The organism is Jiangella alkaliphila, assembly GCF_900105925.1.
GTDB classification, from domain to species: domain Bacteria; phylum Actinomycetota; class Actinomycetes; order Jiangellales; family Jiangellaceae; genus Jiangella; species Jiangella alkaliphila.
Map to the genome: position 1 here is coordinate 5,611,704 of NZ_LT629791.1, position 14,997 is coordinate 5,626,700.

A 14,997-nucleotide genomic window follows, 5' to 3' on the forward strand; every position below is an offset into this window, starting at 1 on the left:
TCGCCGTCCTCCGATCCACCCGCGGACCAGTGATCATCCACGCGATGGCCGCCCGACCGAAGCCCCTACGGTGATGCCCATGCCCATGTCCCTCGAAGAAGCCCTGCAACATGCCGATGAGCTCGCCCGCCGCATCGAGGAGCGCGAGCCCGACCAGGACCACTGGAGAGACGCCCGGTCGCTGGCCGCCATCTATCGAGCCGTCCAGGCGCGTGCCCAGGCGGAGCGTGACATCGTCGAGGCCGTCGCCGAGGCCCGGCGGACGGGACATCCGTGGTGGCTGATCGGGTCGTACCTCGGCACGTCCGGTGAGGCGGCCCGGCAGCGGTATGGCAAGCTGATCGCCGCCTGACGATGACGGGCTGATGTCACAGCCGTCACATTCGTGCGCATCGAGCGGAATCGGTTGTGCCGCGGATCACCACTGGGCACCCTGGAGTGATCCACTTCACTGGGGACTGACGTCGAACCGTGCGGTCGGCCGGAACAGCCGAGCCTCGGCGGGGCACGTCTGTGTCCCCGACCTCTCGCGTCCGGAGCTGACGTCCGCCATGTCCGTCCCTGTGTCCCCGACCCTCGCCCTCAACGAAGCCCTGGCGGACAAGCGCCGCCACGGCCTGCCGGTCCTGCCGCTCGGGTTCGGTGAGGCCGGGCTGCCGGTGCACCCGGCGTTGCGTGAGGCGCTGGCGATCGGGAGCAGCCGGAATGCGTACGGCCCGGTGGCGGGGACGGCGGATCTGCGCGAGGCGGCGGCCGGCTACTGGACGCGCCGCGGCCTGCCCACGGACCCGGGGCTCGTCGTGGCCGGCCCCGGCAGCAAGCCGCTGCTGTACGGGCTGCTCCTCGCCCTCGGCGGCGACATCGTCGCGCCGTCTCCGGGCTGGGTGAGCTACCGGGCACAGGCGCGGCTGACCGGTCACCGGCCCATTCATGTGCCGACGGTGCCGGGTCAGGGCGGCGTGCCGCGACCCGACCTCGTCGCCGACGCCGTGCGCGCGGCGCGAGCGGCCGGGCGCACGGTCCGCAGCCTCGTCGTCACGACGCCGGACAACCCGACCGGCGACGTCGCGTCGCGCGGCACCATCGAGCAGATCGCCGACGTGGCCCGCGAGCTGGACCTCGCCATCGTCTCCAACGAGATCTACCGCGACCTCGTCCACCACCCCAGCACGTTCGTGCACAGCCCGGCCGAGTTCGCGCCGGAGCGGACGATCGTCACCACCGGCCTCTCGAAGAGCCTGGCCCTGTGCGGCTGGCGGCTCGGCGTCATGCGGCTACCGGACAGCCCGCTCGGCCAGTCGCTGCTGGCCGACGTCCTGGGCGTCGCCAGCGAGGTGTGGTCCAGCCCGGCGGCGCCGGTCCAGTACGCCGCCGCCTACGCGTTCGGCGAGCCGGAGGAGCTGACCGAGCGGGTCGAGCGCAGCCGCCGCCTCCACGGCGCCGTCGTCCGGGCCGTCGCGGACCGGCTGCAGCGCGCGGGCGCCGTCGTCCCGACTCCGCGAGCCGGCTTCTACCTCTACCCGGACTTCGGCGGCTGGAGCGGCTACCTCGAGCGTGAACACGGCATCACGACCGGCCGGCAGCTGGCGGCCCACCTGCTGGACACGTACGGACTCGCCGGGCTGCCCGCCGCGGACTTCGAGGGCGGCCACGACGCGCTGCGGCTGCGTCTGGCGACCAGCCTCCTGTACGGCGACACCGACGTGCAGCGCTACGCCGCCCTCGCCGCCGACGACCCGACGCGGCTGCCCTGGATCCGGGCGCACCTCGACCGCCTCGACGAGATCCTCACCGACCTCGCCCAGCACGCCGACCCGATCCAGGCCCGCGGCTGGGCCTGCTGACCCGGGCTCTTCACCCAAACGCTGCCCCCGGTCCCCGTCTGCGCGAGGCGGCCGGTGACGACCCGGCCGGACTTGCCGATGCGGCTCGTTCCCGGATCCCGCGCCGGACGCCGTCTCCGCGGGACGCCGGCGACGCGACCGGGTCCGGGTCACGCGCGCGGGTGCGCCTGCTTGTAGGCCTTGCGCAGCCGGTCGACCGAGACGTGCGTGTAGATCTGCGTCGTGCCGAGCGAGGCGTGGCCGAGCAGCTCCTGGACGCTGCGCAGGTCGGCGCCGCCCTCCAGGAGGTGCGTCGCGGCGGTGTGACGGAGCCCGTGTGGCCCGAGGTCGGGAGCGCCTGGCACAGCCTGCAGCCGCCGATGCACGACCGTGCGGGCGGCGCGCTGGTCGAGCCGGCTGCCGCGTACGCCGACGAACAGTGCGGGACCGGCGGCGGGCGTGAGCAGGCGCGGCCGACCGACCCGCAGCCAGGCATCCAGCGCCTCGGCCGCGGGCACCCCGTAGGGCACGGTCCGCTCCTTCCGGCCCTTGCCGAGGACGCGCACGACCCGCCGCCCGTCGTCGAGGTCGTCGACGTCCAGGCCGACCAGTTCGCCGACCCGGATGCCGGTCGCGTACAGCAGCTCCAGCAACGCATGGTCGCGAAGGTTCACCGGATCGCCGTCCGATGCGTCGTCGGCGGCCGCGTCCATCAACATCGCGGCCTCGCCCGCCCGCAGCACCTCGGGCAGCGCCCGCCGCGCTTTCGGCGTCGCGAGCGGTGCGCCGACGTCCTCGCTCAGGAGTCCGGTGCGGTGCGCCCACGCCGTGAAGACCCGCGCCGCCGACGAGCGCCGGGCCAGCGTCGCGCGCGACCGGCCGAGCGTGCTCTGCCGCGCCAGCCAGCTGCGCAGGGTCGCGAGGTCGAGCTGGCCGACCTCGGTGCGCCCGAGCTTCGCCACGTGACCCATCAGCGCCGCGACGTCGCCGGTGTAGGCACGGATCGTGTGCTCGGACCGGTTTCGCTCCGCCGCCAGGTGCCGGGCGAACTCCACGACCGCGCCGGCCAGCGCCTCGGGCAGCTCCTCGTCGGCGTCCATGCCTCCAGGATCACCCGACGACGCGCCCCGCGGGCCGCCGCCACGCGGGCGAGCGGCACGCGCGTAGCGGACGACGGGTCCTGCGGGTCGCCACCACGCGCACGACAGCTGGTGCCGGCCCCCACCGGCCGGCACCGCCGTCGAGCCGCAGCGTCGTCAGTCGTCGAGGATGAAGGTGACCTCCATGGCCACCTGGTAGGCGACGATCTGGCCGTCGCGGATCTCGACCTTCTGGTCCTTGATCCAGGCGCCTGAAACGTTGCGCAGCGTCTGGTTGGCCCGGGCGATGCCCGCGCGGACCGCGTCGTCGAAACTCGTCTCGGAGCGAGCGCTGATGTTGGTGATGCGTGCGACAGAGCCCATGTGCGGTTCCCCTCTCTCCGTCGGCGCCGCCGGATGGCCTGGCGCCCCGTTCCGTCCATGCTTACCCCTTCCAGCCTGGTCATGTGCGGGTTTCCAGCGGACTGATCGTCGAACCGAGGCGCCAGCCGCCGTCCTCGCGGGTGACCCAGCCGACGGCCGCCAGCTCGCGCAGCGACGTCGCGACTGTGCGGGCGGGCAGGCCGGTTCGCCGGGCGAGGCCGGCGACGGTCTCGAGCGCGTCGGCGTACATCCGCTCGCGGACCATCAGGTGAACCGGGAGCAGGTCGTCGATGGGCCGGGTCTCGCGCTCGGGGTCGGGCGGCATGTGGTCGCCGAGCCGGCCGATCGCCTCGAGCACGTCGGCGACGCCGGTGACCAGCGTTCCGGCGCCGTTGCGCACGAGTGTGTGGCAGCCGGCGGAGAGGTCCGACGTGATCGGCCCGGGCACGACGAGGGTCTCGCGGCTCAGCTTCTGCGTCCACGTCGCCGTGCTGAGCGCGCCCGACCGCGGCGCCGCCTCGACGACGACGGTGCCGGCGCTCAGGGCGGCGATGATGCGGTTGCGGGCGAGGAACCAGGCCCGCAACGGCCGGCTGCCCGGCGGCACCTCGCTGACGATCAGCCCGTCGGCCGCGATGCGCTCGAGCAGCTGGGCGTGGGTTCGCGGGTACGGGACGTCGACGCCGCAGGCGAGCACGGCGATGGTCTCGCCGCCGACGCCGAGGGCGCCCCGGTGGGCGGCGGCGTCGATGCCGTACGCGGCGCCGGAGACGACCGTCCGTCCGGCCAGCGCGAGATCGGTCGCCAGGTCGGACGCGACCCGCGCGCCGTACCGGGAACAGGCGCGCGACCCGACGACCGCGACCGCCGACTCCGCCAGCGCCGCGAGGTCGCCGTCGCCGTAGAGCCACAGCCCGAGCGGCGGCGGGACCCTGTCGCCGTAGTCGAGCGTGACCGCCATGTCGTCCAGTGGCGCCGGCCAGCCCGGCTCACTGGGGCACAGGTACTGGATGCCGAGCTGCTCCGCCCGCTCCAGCAGCTCCCCTCCGTCGACGTGTTCGGCGCGCCGCCGCGACGTCCGGGACCGGTCGAGGGCGTCGTCGCCGCCGAGGACGGCCTGCCAGGTCGCCTCGGCGCCGGCATCGCGCACCCGCAGGGCGATCCGTTCATCGCCGGGCTCGGTGACGGCGGACAGCGCGGCCCGGGCAGCGCGATCGGCGGACGACACGGTCACGCGGACCCGCTCGACGCTCATGCGGCCTCCCCCAGCCGGAACGAGAGCGCTCTGAGCACGTCGTCGGCGGTGGGCCGGTCGCGGCCGGCGAGATCCGCGATGGTCCACGCCACCCGCAGCACTCGGTCGACGCCGCGGAGGGTGAGGCTGCCGTCGCGGACCCGCGCGAACGCCGGCGCCGTGACGGCGGCCGGGAGCTTCAGCTCGCGCCGCAGGTACGGGCCGGGCAGCTCGCCGTTGCAGCGCCACGGGGTGCCGCGCAGCCGCCGTTCCTGGCGGGCCCGGGCCTCGGCGACGCGGTCGGCCACCACCTTGCTGGCCTCGGCGGCGACGTCGAGGTCGGCCATGGTGGGCGCGTCGACGTTGGCGCGGATGTCGACGCGGTCGCGGACCGGGCCGGACAGCCGCTGGCCGTACCGCCGGACGGCGTCGGGCCTGCAGGTGCACTCGCGGACCGTGCTGCCGAAGTTGCCGCAGGGACACGGATTCTGCGCCATGACCAGCTGGAAGCGGGCCGGAAACACCGACGCCGCCTCGGAACGGGCCAGCGTGAGGGTGCCGCTCTCGAGCGGCTGACGGAGCGCGTCGAGCGCGCGAGCCTGGAACTCCGGCGCCTCGTCGCCAGATCGAAAGTACACCCCGATCGTGGACGCATTCTAGCCTAAGCAGCCGCTGGCTCACGACCTTCAGGATGGAGGCACTGAGTCGGCCGGGCGGACGGCTAGGCCAGCGCCTCGAACCTGTACTACCGCCTTAGAGGGCGGCACGCTCGCTCCGGCACAGTAGTCGCTGACCTGCACCAACGCAGCCATCCCTTGATCACGTTGCCGACTTGGATACGTATTCGCCACGGGATGACCGGCGAGCGTCGTCGACAGTTGGCGTCGGCCACCGACAGAGGGATACCAGCGTTCGTTCGGCACCGGCCGGGTCGAAGCCACCCAGCCGAGCGTCTTTCAGCCGACGAGACGACCGACATCGGCCACGAGACCGGCACCACGGTCACCCCCTGACTACACACCGGTGACCAGCCGGTTCACCGCAGATCCACTGAGTGCAGATCGACCTCGGGACCCGACGACCACGACCACCTCATCGACCCGGAGGAGCGCATCCGCGTCGCGATGGCCCGGCAATAGGGCCCGGCGTCGTCGGTCCTGGTGACCGTCTTCATCCGGTTCGGGTGATGCACCTCACCGTCGGTGGTGGTCGATTGAGCAGGTGACAGGGCTCGCCGTGCTCGCCGTGGTGTTCATCGGCTACTCCGCCGTGGCGGCTCGCCTGGGACGTTGGTCGATCACCGCGCCGATGGTGTTCATCACGGCGGGCGCCCTGGTCGGCCCACACGGCTTCGGCATCCTGGACATGGCGACCGACCTCGAGGCGGTCAAGATCATCGCTGAGGTGACGCTCGCCTTGATCCTCTTCGCGGATGCCTCAACGCTCAGGTGGTCAGAGGTGCGCCTCGATGCGAGCCTTCCGGCACGGTTGCTGGTGCTCGGGTTTCCGCTCACAGTCCTCGCCGGCATGCTGGCCGGATGGTGGCTCATGCCCGCCGCCGGCTGGGCCGCCGCGGCGTTGGCGGCCAGCATGCTCGCCCCCACCGATGCCGCCCTCGGTCTCGGAGTCTTCACCGACCGCTCGGTCCCGGCACGGATCCGGCGTGCGCTCAACGTCGAGAGCGGTCTGAACGACGGGCTGGCCACCCCGCTGGTGACACTCTTCCTCGCGGTCGTGGTCGCCGAGGAGGGCGCCGGGCCGGACGGCTGGCTCGCCGAGTCCGCCCGCGAGCTGGGCATCGCGGTTGTCGTGAGTGCGGTGGTCGGTCTCGGAGCCGGACGCCTCGTCTCCGATGCCCGGCGGCGCGGGTGGACCTCGCCGGTGTCAGAGCAGCTGGCGGTGCTGGCAACGGCGCTGCTGTCGTACGCTGCCGCCGTCGCGGCAGGCGGCAACGGCTTCGTGGCCGCGTTCGTCGCCGGCATCCTCTTCGCCGCCGCGTCCGCGGGTCGGTTGCATCAGGCCACCGAGTTCACCGAGGACCTCGGGCTGTTCACTTCGTACCTGATCTGGGCGCTGTTCGGCGCGTTGCTCGTGGCCGCGGTGCTGACCCACGACATTCATCCGTCCGCCATCGTCTATGCCCTGGTCAGCCTCCCTCTGGTGCGGATGGTGCCGGTGGCCATGGCGTTGGCGGGAACCGGGCTCAGACCCGTCTCGGTCGCGTTCATGGGCTGGTTCGGCCCGAGAGGCCTGGCATCGGTGCTGTTCACGCTCATCGCCCACGAGTCGTTGGAGACCGGCGGGTTGGCCTCGGAGCGGCTCATCGAGGTGGCCACATGGACCATTCTGCTGTCGGTAGTCGCCCATGGCCTGACGGCCGGCCCGCTGGCGGCAGCCTACGGACGAGCCGTCACCGAATCCGCGGCCGAGCACCGCGGACCGACACTCGAGACGGAGACCCGAGTCCGACGCAGCCTGTCGGCCAGGTGAGGTTGTCGCCGTTGGCGAACACTCCGCCCGGGCGCGGCGGCTCGCCGAACTGGCGGCGGCACTGCTCGTTGAAACGCGGACGCGACTTGCCATGGGTCAGCTGCGACAGGGTCGGTCGCCGGAGTCATTTGGCCTGCACGGTGACCTTCTTCAGGGTTCCGGTGAAGGCGAAGGGGGTTCGGTAGGTCGGTGAGATGGGTGTTCCCCAGTCTTCGCCGACGTCGAAGGTGTCGTCGGTGGAGAAGTAGACCGGGACGGTTCGCTCGATCCGGCCCTCTCCCACGGGCTTGCCGTTGACGGTCAGGGTGCCGGTGCCGCCCTTGCCGGGGCCGCCGCCGTCGTAGGCGAAGTCGAAGATGATGGTGCACGGCCCGGTGGGGAGCGGCTCGGTGGCGGTGATGGTGTAGCGGTGCAGGCCCAGGTAGTTGTAGTGGAAGGTCGGCCGGCCGTCGACCACCAGGAGCGCGTAGCCGCCGGTCTCTCCGCCGAGGGTGACCAGGGTGCCTTCGGCATCACCGTGGGGGTTGTCGATCTCGGCGGTCAGCGAGAACGATCGGTTCTTGATGTTGATGACGGCGTCTTCGGCGAGGCGGATGGTGCCGGGGCCGTAGCTGGCCTGGTCACCGTGGACGAGCTTGGGCCGGTCGGCGGTGAGTAGTGCCATCGCGTTGTCCGCCAGCGGGTAGACGTTGTACCGACGGGCCTCGCGGTCGAACAGGGCCCGCAGTTCCTCGAGCTTGTCCGGGCGCCGGGCTGCCAGGTCGGTGGCCTGGCCGAAGTCGGCGCGCATGTCGTAGAGCTCCCAGACGTCCTGGTCGTACGGCACGGTGGTCTTGGCGAAGGACACGCCGTCGACGCCGTGGCGGGTGCCGGCCCACCAGCCGTCGTGGTAGATCGCCCGGCCGCCGAGCAGCTCGAAGTACTGCGTCGTGTGCCGGTCGGCGGCGTCCGGGTCGTCGAAGGTGTAGAGCATGCTCACACCTTCCATCGGCCTCTGGTCGATGCCGTTGACGCGGACCGGCTCGGGCACGCCGACGCATTCCAGGATGGTCGGGGCGATGTCGTTGAGGTGGTGGAACTGTCGGCGGATGCCGCCGCCGTCGCTGATCCGCGCCGGCCAGGAGATGACGGCCGCGGTGCTGCAGCCGCCGCCGGAGGTGACCTCCTTGCCGTAGGTGAACGGGGTGGAGGTGGCGTAGGCCCAGGCGGCGGGGTAGCTGCCGTGCGACTCCGGGGTGCCGAACGCGTCGATCTGCTCGACAAGGTCGTCGAGGGACTCCTGGACGCCGTTGAAGTAGCTCAGCTTGTTCATGGTGCCGTGCAGGCCGCCCTCGGGAGTGGGCCCATTGTCGCCGGCCAGGTAGATGATCAGCGTGTTGTCCGCGTCACCGGTCTCCTCGATGGCGTCGATGATCCGGCCGATCTGGTGGTCGGTGAACTCGACAGCGCCGCAGAAGACCTCCATCCAGTGCGCCCCGACCTTCTGGTCGGCCTCGCTCAAGTCAGCCCAGGCCGGCAGCGCCGGCGGCGGTGTCGCCAGTCTGGTGCCGGCAGAGACGATCCCGAGCTCCTTCTGCCGTGCCAGGGTGCGTTCTCGCAGCACGTCATAGCCGTCGTCGAACCGGCCCCGGTACCTCTCGATCCACTCCGGCGGCACCCCGACCGGCGGCTTGTGCCCACTCGGGGCGTAGAAGGCCAGCCAGGGCTTCTCGGGATGGATGGACCTCTGCCGCTGGATGAAGGCGATGGTCTTGTCGGCCATGTCGGCTTCCAGGCTGTAGCCCTCCTCCGGCGTCGCCGGCGCCTGCACCGGGGTGCTGTTCTCCCACAGCGGCGGGTGCCACTGGCTCACCCCGGGGCCGAAGAACCCGTAGAAGTACTCCGCGCCCATACCGCCAGGCCACCGGTCGAACGGCCCCGCGGCGGTGATCTCGTGAATCGGAGTCAGATGGGTCTTGCCGACCCAGGCGGTGCCATAGCCGTTCTGCCGGAGGATCTCGAGCACGGTCGCGGCGCTGCGCGGGATGCTGGCGGTGTACCCCGGGAACCCGACAGAAGTCTCCGGAATGGCGCCCATGCCCACCGAGTGGCCGTTGCGCCCGGTCAGCAGGGCCGCGCGGGAAGCAGCGCAGACCGGCGAGGTGTGGAAGTTGGTGAACCGCAGTCCCCGATCCGCGAGCCGGTCGAACACCGGCGTGTCGGCCGGGCCGCCGAACCCGCTCATGTGGCCGTAACCGATGTCATCACCCATGATCAGCAGCACGTTCGGCGCACCCTCCGGCGCCCGCAGCGGCATCGGGAAATCCGCCGTCGAGTCCTCCAGAGCCACCTCGATCCGGCCACCGAACGCCGGCTCCGGCGGCGGCAGCACCGTCCGATCGACCGCACCCGGATTCGCACCGTCAACCATGACCCGCTCCTCGCCTGCTCGCGATCACACCCGCCATGACATCGTGACCCGCGAACCCGCCCGACGCCTCACACAGACCGGGTGACGCCGATGCCCAACCGCGGGCCGAACCTGCACCGTCCCCCTGTGATGTCGGCAAATTCCAGCCAAGCGCGAACGGCCCAGAGTCGAGGACGCCCGGACCGACGAAAGAACCCCGCACCTGCGATTCCGCAGTTGAGAGCACTTGCTGGAACGAGGCGCAAAGCTGCACGCCAACGAATTCGCCGCGACGGACTTCGGTCGCAGCGCATTCCGAGCGCGCGCACCCACGATCTCGACACGGACGACGCGCACACGGGGTGCACATCGTGGTCGGTCGATCTCGGGTGGGGCGCCCATGCGCGAGGTGAACGACGCCCGTGGGCGGATAGGCCGTGACGCCCGCTAAGCGCTGGCATTGTCGGCGTAGGCGGCTGTGCTGGTGGTGATGCCGTCGAGGACCCGGCGGAGTCCCCAGAGGTACTGCTCGGTGGAGATGTAGCCGGCCATCTCGGTTGCCGCCGCAGCTGTCCTGGGGTACTGCTCGGCCGGTGTCGCGGCGTAGGCGCGGACCCTGGTGTCGACGCGTTCGGACTCCGGAAGCAGCGGGCCGGGTTGGTGCTGATCGGCGACTTCCAAGGCGACCGAACCGAAGACGTAGACGATCAGCAGGTAGGCCGCGCGCACGGCGTCCGCGGGATGGAGCCCGGCGTCGGCGAGGAGCTCGAGGAGCCGCTCGTTCAGGGTGAGCGCGCTGGGGCCGTCCATGGGACCGCCGATCATCAGGGGCACGGCGCCGGGGTGTGCGGACAGCCGTGTTCTCAGCTCCAGTGCGAGGGATTCGACGCGTTGCCGCCACGGTTGGTCGCGATCGGCGAAGACGCCGTGGTCGACGTCGCCGAGGAGGCGCTCGACGAGCGCCTTGACCACGGCGGCCTTGTCCGGGAAGTAGGTGTACACCGCGTTCGGGGCCACGCCTACCTGTGCGGCGATTCCCCGGATCGACGCCGCGTTGGCCCCGCCGGTGTCGAGCAGCGTCAGTGCGGCGTCAAGGATCTGGTCCTCGGTCAGGACTCGCCGCGGCCCGGGACGGCCTCGCTTGGATGTCTCCGGCATTGATTCGTGCTCCCCTCTTGACTTCGATCTGTACAGCATACAGGATTTGTACAGCGTACAGAATTCGCCGCCAGCCTCGGCCTCCAACGCATCACTACCCGGTCGGCGACCCCGACCAGCAGGAGTTGAGCACCATGACCCCATCCGGAGCATCGCAACCGGTCTTCCTACGCACCTGGCTGGTGTGGACCGCGGGATTCATCGTCTTTCCCCTCGCCGGCCTGGCCGGCACCGCGATAGCTGGCCGGGTCGACGACGCCGCCGCCGCGCTGCTCGGCGGCCTGGTCGTCGGGCTCGTCCTCGGTACCGGCCAGACGTTGATGAGCCGGCGGCGACTCGATCCGCGCAGGTGGATCCCGGCCACCGCCGTCGGCACGAGCGTGGGGCTGCTCCTCGGCGCTGCGGTCGTCGGGTACGGCACCTCGCTGGGCGACCTCGCCCTGATGGGCGCGCTCACTGGAGTCGTCCTCGGCCCGGCACAGGCCCTCGCCCTACCCCACCAGACGCAGCTTCGTTGGGTCTGGGCCGCCGCGATGCCCGTCCTGTGGGCTCTGGGGTGGACCGTCACCACCCTCGGCGGCATCAGTGTCGACAACCAGTTCACGATCTTCGGCGCCTACGGCGCGGTGACCTTCTCCGCACTGTCTGGACTGCTGCTCCATCGCCTGCTGCCCTACCGCGCGACCGTCGAACCAACCCCGGCCGCCGCCCACCCCGCGGCCACGACATGACCGCAGCGCAGCACGTCATCTTCGGCACCGGCGCGATCGGCCTCGCCACCTACGACGCGCTTCGCCGCCGCGGCGAATCCATCCGGCTCGTCAACCGCTCCGGCCATGCCCGCGTGCCCGACGACGTCGAGGTCATCGGTGGTGACGCCTGCGACCCCACCTTCGCCGCCACGGTCGCCCAAGGCTCCCGGGTGCTCTACCAGACACTCAACCCGCCCTACCCGGAGTGGACGGCGCAGTTCCCCGCTCTGCAGGCGGGTGTGCTCGCCGCCGCCGAGGCCACCGGCGCCCGGCTGGTCAGCATGGAGAACGTCTACATGTACGGACGGCCCGCCGGCCGCGCGCTCACCGAGGACCGCGCCTACGAGGCGCACACCAAGAAGGGACGGCTCCGCGGCAGGATGGCCCGCGAACTCCTCGCCGCACACGACGCCGGCCGTGTCCAGGTCGCGATCGGCCGCGCGTCGGACTACTTCGGACCGCGCGGCGGGGCGCAATCCAATCTCGGCGACCGCGTCTTTCCCGCCGCCCTGGCCGGCAAGACCGCCACCGTGCTCGGTGACCCCGACCAGCCGCACACCTACACCTACATCCCCGACATCGGCGAAGCCCTCGCCGTGCTCGGCGAACACCCGGATGCCCCCGGGCAGGTGTGGCACCTCCCGAACGACCCCGACACCCGCACCACGCGGCAGCTGGTCGACCTCGCCTACCAGTACGCCAGGCAACCACGCACCAAGCTGCGCGCCATGCCGGCGCTGATGCTGCGCTCCCTCGGCCTGATCAACCCCACGGTCCGGGAACTCGTCGAAATGCAGTACCAATTCGAGGAACCTTTCATCGTGGACAGCAGCAAGATCGCCAGCAAACTCGGCGTTCAAGCCACCTCCATCGACCAAGCCATCGACGACACCCTCGCGGCCTACCGAAACGGATGACCACGCCGGAGTCCAGCAACAACGCAACCAGGCCCTCGGCGCGAGCGGGATCGAAGGAGCGGACATGCAACAGATCCACCGCGAGGCGATGGCCGGCCGGACCGTGCTGATCAGCGGCGGCACGGCCGGCATCGGCAGAGCGACCGCGCTGGGTCTGGCCGCGATGGGTGCACATCTCGCGATCATCGGCCGCGACCGCGGACGCACCGACCACGCGGCTCGCGAGATCCGCGCCGCCGGCGGCGGGCAGGTGGACGTATTCGTCGCCGACCTGTCTTCGCAGGCGCAGGTGCGGCACCTGGCCGACGAACTGCTCCACAACGTTCCCCGAATCCACGTGTTGATCAACAACGTCGGGGGCTACTGGAACACCCGCCACCTCACCGCCGACAGGCTCGAACGCACCTTCGCTCTCAATCACCTGGCGGCGTTCCTGCTCACCAACCTGCTCCTCGACCGGCTGCGACAAAACGGCCCGAGCCGCGTCGTCACGGTCTCGTCCAACGCGCACGCCACAGGACGAATCGACTTCGACGACCTGCAATGCGAACGGTCCTACTCCGGCACACGGGCCTACAACCAGTCAAAGCTCGCCAACATCTTGTTCACCTACGAGCTGGCCAGAAGGTTGCAGGCCACCTCTGTCACCGCGAACGCGTTGCATCCCGGTGTCACGAGCACCACATTCGGGGCCGAGGACCCCAGCCGCGCCCAGCGACTGTTCGTCCCCCTCATGCGGCCCTTCATGAAGACCCCAGCCCGAGGCGCCGTCACATCCATCCACCTGGCATCCGCACCGGACCTCGCGCAGGTGACCGGTCAGTACTTCACCAACAGCAAGCCCAAGAGATCCTCCAAGCGCAGCTATGACGAGGCCGCCGCGGCTCGGCTCTGGCGCGTGAGCGCCGACCTGGTCGGGCTGTCCGCTGCACCGACGACTGCGTGAGCACCGGCACCGAACGCGGCGGCTGGGTGACGATGCCACCCCGCGGGCGCTTCGACGCCGCGTCGACGGCAGACCTGGCGAGCCGCACACGCTGAGAGGAGGATTTCGGCATGGCCTTCCTGGACACGCGTGATCCGGTCGCGGTGGCCGCGGTGGCGGCGATCCACTCCGGTGACGTGGACGGGCTGCGGCACCTGCTCGTGGAGCACCCGGGCCTGGCGACGGACCGCCTCGGCTCCGCGACCGGCATGTCGCGGACGTTGCTGCACGTGGCGACCGACTGGCCCGGTCATTTCCCGCGCGGCGCCGAGACCGTGGCCGCGCTCGTCCAGGCGGGCGCCGACGTGAACGCCCGGTTCGCCGGCCCGCACATCGAAACGCCACTGCATTGGGCGGCCAGCACCGACGATGTCGCGGTGCTCGATGCCCTGCTCGATGCGGGCGCGGACATCGAGGCCGGCGGTTCCGTCATCGGCGGGGGCACGCCGATGTCCGACGCGTGCGCCTTCGCCCAGTGGAACGCCGCCCGCCGCCTGCTCGAGCGCGGCGCGACCGCTCTGCTCTGGGAGGCCGCCGCACTCGGTCTGATGGACCGCATCGAGGGCGCCTTCGCCGCCGAGCCTGCGCCGGACGCGCAGGAGGTGACCCAGGGTCTGTGGGCGGCGTGCCATGGCGGTCAGCGTGAGGCGGCGGCGTACTTCCTCAGCCGCGGCGCCGACGCGGACTGGATCGGGTACGACGACCTGACTCCGCTCGACGCCGCCGACCGGGCCGGCGCGTCGGACCTGGTCGCGTGGCTTCGTGCTCGCGGCGCCAGATCGGCCCGCGACTTGCGCTGAACGTCGGTCTTGACCCTGTACCCAGGTACGAGTTGATGCAGCCCTTTTGATGAGGAGTTGCAGATCGCCACGACATCGAGAAGGACTGCCAGCTCTGGGCGACCGCGCAGTTCGCATGACGTCTTTGCTTCTTGTTGGTGCCTCAACCGGAAGGAGAAGTCCTCCCGGTGCCTCGTACCTGTGGGTCAGGCCTGCCTCAAGCCCACCGGCCACCGCCGCGGGGCGGCTTGGAGGCGGACGGTCGGACCACACGAGCAGACGGCCTGACTAATGACACCCCACCCGCCGACGGGGGAACGTGCGGGTGGGGTGCCTTGCGGGGGTTCGTCCAGATTAGCCGAAACATAGACCACCGGGGGCGTACGAGCGCCTCGCCCGGAAGGCTAGGGACGGCCTCAAGGGCGCCGGTGCGGAACCAGGAAACGCACAGCCGCCAGGTCGCACTGAAGCGCTTCACAGGCTCAGAGCACGCAAGCCCGCCCTGGGTCGCGTCGGTCGAAGAGACGAGATTCAGCAGATGAACACGCCCGGGATGATGCCGCCGAGCACAGAACCCCCGAGCTACTGGCAAGATCATCGGCCGATCTTCCTGACGAGCCGACCGATGCTCGACTCACGGAGGTTCACCGGCCGCGGTCAGACGTCCGCCGGCATTGGTCGGCTCAATCCCCGACCCGGGTTCGCGCCGGCTGGTCGGCGGCCAACCTCGTCGCCCTAAGTGATCCTGGTACGGCTGCGTTGGTACAGATCAGCGCCTGTCGCGCCGGAATGAGCACGACGCCCAGAGGGCGCTGGCGAAGCGGCCGTCCGGCCGGGTGAGCACATGTGATCCCGATGAGAGTTCACGCCGCTGCTGGTGGCCGGGAGAATGAATCGCTGACGGGATGTCGAGCCCGCCAACTGATGGCGTGGGAGCACCGATCCAACAACCGCGAGCGGCGGGGTTTGCCAGGGTTCCGGCGCTGGTCACCGGCCTGTGCTGGTCA

Annotated in this window: 13 protein-coding genes; 7 read left to right on the plus strand and 6 right to left on the minus strand. The window is 71.0% G+C overall.

Annotated features, from left to right (window positions below):
* Positions 1-79: 79 nt before the first annotated feature.
* Both BLV05_RS25665 and BLV05_RS25670 read left to right on the plus strand, forming a co-directional pair.
* On the plus strand, positions 80-352 hold the full coding sequence (locus BLV05_RS25665; protein ID WP_172860697.1) for a hypothetical protein: 273 nt from the start codon (positions 80-82) through the stop codon (positions 350-352).
* A 199-nt stretch (positions 353-551) separates the two neighbouring features.
* The gene (locus BLV05_RS25670; protein WP_046767547.1) at positions 552-1,844 is read left to right on the plus strand and encodes a pyridoxal phosphate-dependent aminotransferase; all 1,293 of its coding nucleotides are present in this window, start codon (positions 552-554) and stop codon (positions 1,842-1,844) included.
* Between the two features lie 149 nt (positions 1,845-1,993).
* On the opposite strand, the gene BLV05_RS25675 is transcribed toward BLV05_RS25670, so the two are convergent.
* From BLV05_RS25675 to BLV05_RS25690, 4 genes are all read right to left on the minus strand, one after another.
* Complete coding sequence (locus BLV05_RS25675; protein ID WP_046767546.1) at positions 1,994-2,923, minus strand: tyrosine recombinase XerC; 930 nt, start codon at positions 2,921-2,923, stop codon at positions 1,994-1,996.
* 156 nt (positions 2,924-3,079) lie between these two features.
* A complete protein-coding gene (locus BLV05_RS25680; protein WP_046767545.1) occupies positions 3,080-3,286 on the minus strand; it encodes a dodecin family protein in 207 nt (68 codons plus the stop codon).
* Positions 3,287-3,365: 79 nt separating this feature from the next.
* Complete coding sequence (gene dprA, locus BLV05_RS25685; RefSeq protein WP_046767544.1) at positions 3,366-4,541, minus strand: DNA-processing protein DprA; 1,176 nt, start codon at positions 4,539-4,541, stop codon at positions 3,366-3,368.
* On the minus strand, positions 4,538-5,158 hold the full coding sequence (locus BLV05_RS25690; protein WP_052762248.1) for an ATP-binding protein: 621 nt from the start codon (positions 5,156-5,158) through the stop codon (positions 4,538-4,540). Before BLV05_RS25690 ends, dprA begins: the two co-directional genes overlap by 4 nt.
* A 583-nt stretch (positions 5,159-5,741) precedes the next feature.
* Here BLV05_RS25690 and BLV05_RS25695 point away from each other — a divergent pair.
* Positions 5,742-7,010, plus strand: a complete 1,269-nt coding sequence (locus BLV05_RS25695) for a cation:proton antiporter (protein ID WP_046767543.1) — start codon at positions 5,742-5,744, stop codon at positions 7,008-7,010.
* Between the two features lie 124 nt (positions 7,011-7,134).
* Here BLV05_RS25695 and BLV05_RS25700 read toward each other — a convergent pair whose 3' ends face one another.
* Together BLV05_RS25700 and BLV05_RS25705 are read right to left on the minus strand one after the other, a co-directional pair.
* On the minus strand, positions 7,135-9,420 hold the full coding sequence (locus BLV05_RS25700; RefSeq protein ID WP_046767542.1) for an arylsulfatase: 2,286 nt from the start codon (positions 9,418-9,420) through the stop codon (positions 7,135-7,137).
* Between the two features lie 426 nt (positions 9,421-9,846).
* The gene (locus BLV05_RS25705) at positions 9,847-10,644 is read right to left on the minus strand and encodes a TetR/AcrR family transcriptional regulator (protein ID WP_197683317.1); all 798 of its coding nucleotides are present in this window, start codon (positions 10,642-10,644) and stop codon (positions 9,847-9,849) included.
* 47 nt (positions 10,645-10,691) lie between these two features.
* Between BLV05_RS25705 and BLV05_RS25710 the strand changes: the two genes are divergently transcribed.
* The 4 genes from BLV05_RS25710 (at position 10,692) to BLV05_RS25725 (ending at position 14,011) form a co-directional block, all read left to right on the plus strand.
* Positions 10,692-11,288, plus strand: coding sequence for a hypothetical protein (locus tag BLV05_RS25710; RefSeq protein ID WP_152690634.1), 597 nt, complete (start codon positions 10,692-10,694; stop codon positions 11,286-11,288).
* Positions 11,285-12,226, plus strand: coding sequence for an NAD-dependent epimerase/dehydratase family protein (locus BLV05_RS25715; RefSeq protein ID WP_046767539.1), 942 nt, complete (start codon positions 11,285-11,287; stop codon positions 12,224-12,226). Before BLV05_RS25710 ends, BLV05_RS25715 begins: the two co-directional genes overlap by 4 nt.
* Before the next feature lie 64 nt (positions 12,227-12,290).
* Positions 12,291-13,172 carry an SDR family oxidoreductase gene (locus tag BLV05_RS25720; RefSeq protein WP_052762247.1) on the plus strand — a complete coding sequence of 294 codons (882 nt, stop codon included), beginning with the start codon at positions 12,291-12,293 and terminating at the stop codon, positions 13,170-13,172.
* Between the two features lie 110 nt (positions 13,173-13,282).
* Positions 13,283-14,011 (plus strand): ankyrin repeat domain-containing protein, encoded by a 729-nt coding sequence (locus BLV05_RS25725; RefSeq protein ID WP_046767538.1) that lies wholly within the window; start codon positions 13,283-13,285, stop codon positions 14,009-14,011.
* Positions 14,012-14,997: the final 986 nt, after the last annotated feature.

What these genes read in the sequence shown, in the direction of transcription:
- BLV05_RS25710 (WP_152690634.1), top strand. Translation starts at nt 10,692, where the DNA reads ATGACCCCATCCGGAGCATCGCAACCGGTCTTCCTACGCACCTGGCTG.
- BLV05_RS25670 (WP_046767547.1), top strand. Translation starts at nt 552, where the DNA reads ATGTCCGTCCCTGTGTCCCCGACCCTCGCCCTCAACGAAGCCCTGGCG.
- BLV05_RS25675 (WP_046767546.1), bottom strand. Translation starts at nt 2,923, where the DNA reads ATGGACGCCGACGAGGAGCTGCCCGAGGCGCTGGCCGGCGCGGTCGTG.
- BLV05_RS25720 (WP_052762247.1), top strand. Translation starts at nt 12,291, where the DNA reads ATGCAACAGATCCACCGCGAGGCGATGGCCGGCCGGACCGTGCTGATC.
- BLV05_RS25700 (WP_046767542.1), bottom strand. Translation starts at nt 9,420, where the DNA reads ATGGTTGACGGTGCGAATCCGGGTGCGGTCGATCGGACGGTGCTGCCG.
- dprA (WP_046767544.1), bottom strand. Translation starts at nt 4,541, where the DNA reads ATGAGCGTCGAGCGGGTCCGCGTGACCGTGTCGTCCGCCGATCGCGCT.
- BLV05_RS25715 (WP_046767539.1), top strand. Translation starts at nt 11,285, where the DNA reads ATGACCGCAGCGCAGCACGTCATCTTCGGCACCGGCGCGATCGGCCTC.
- BLV05_RS25680 (WP_046767545.1), bottom strand. Translation starts at nt 3,286, where the DNA reads ATGGGCTCTGTCGCACGCATCACCAACATCAGCGCTCGCTCCGAGACG.
- BLV05_RS25665 (WP_172860697.1), top strand. Translation starts at nt 80, where the DNA reads ATGCCCATGTCCCTCGAAGAAGCCCTGCAACATGCCGATGAGCTCGCC.
- BLV05_RS25725 (WP_046767538.1), top strand. Translation starts at nt 13,283, where the DNA reads ATGGCCTTCCTGGACACGCGTGATCCGGTCGCGGTGGCCGCGGTGGCG.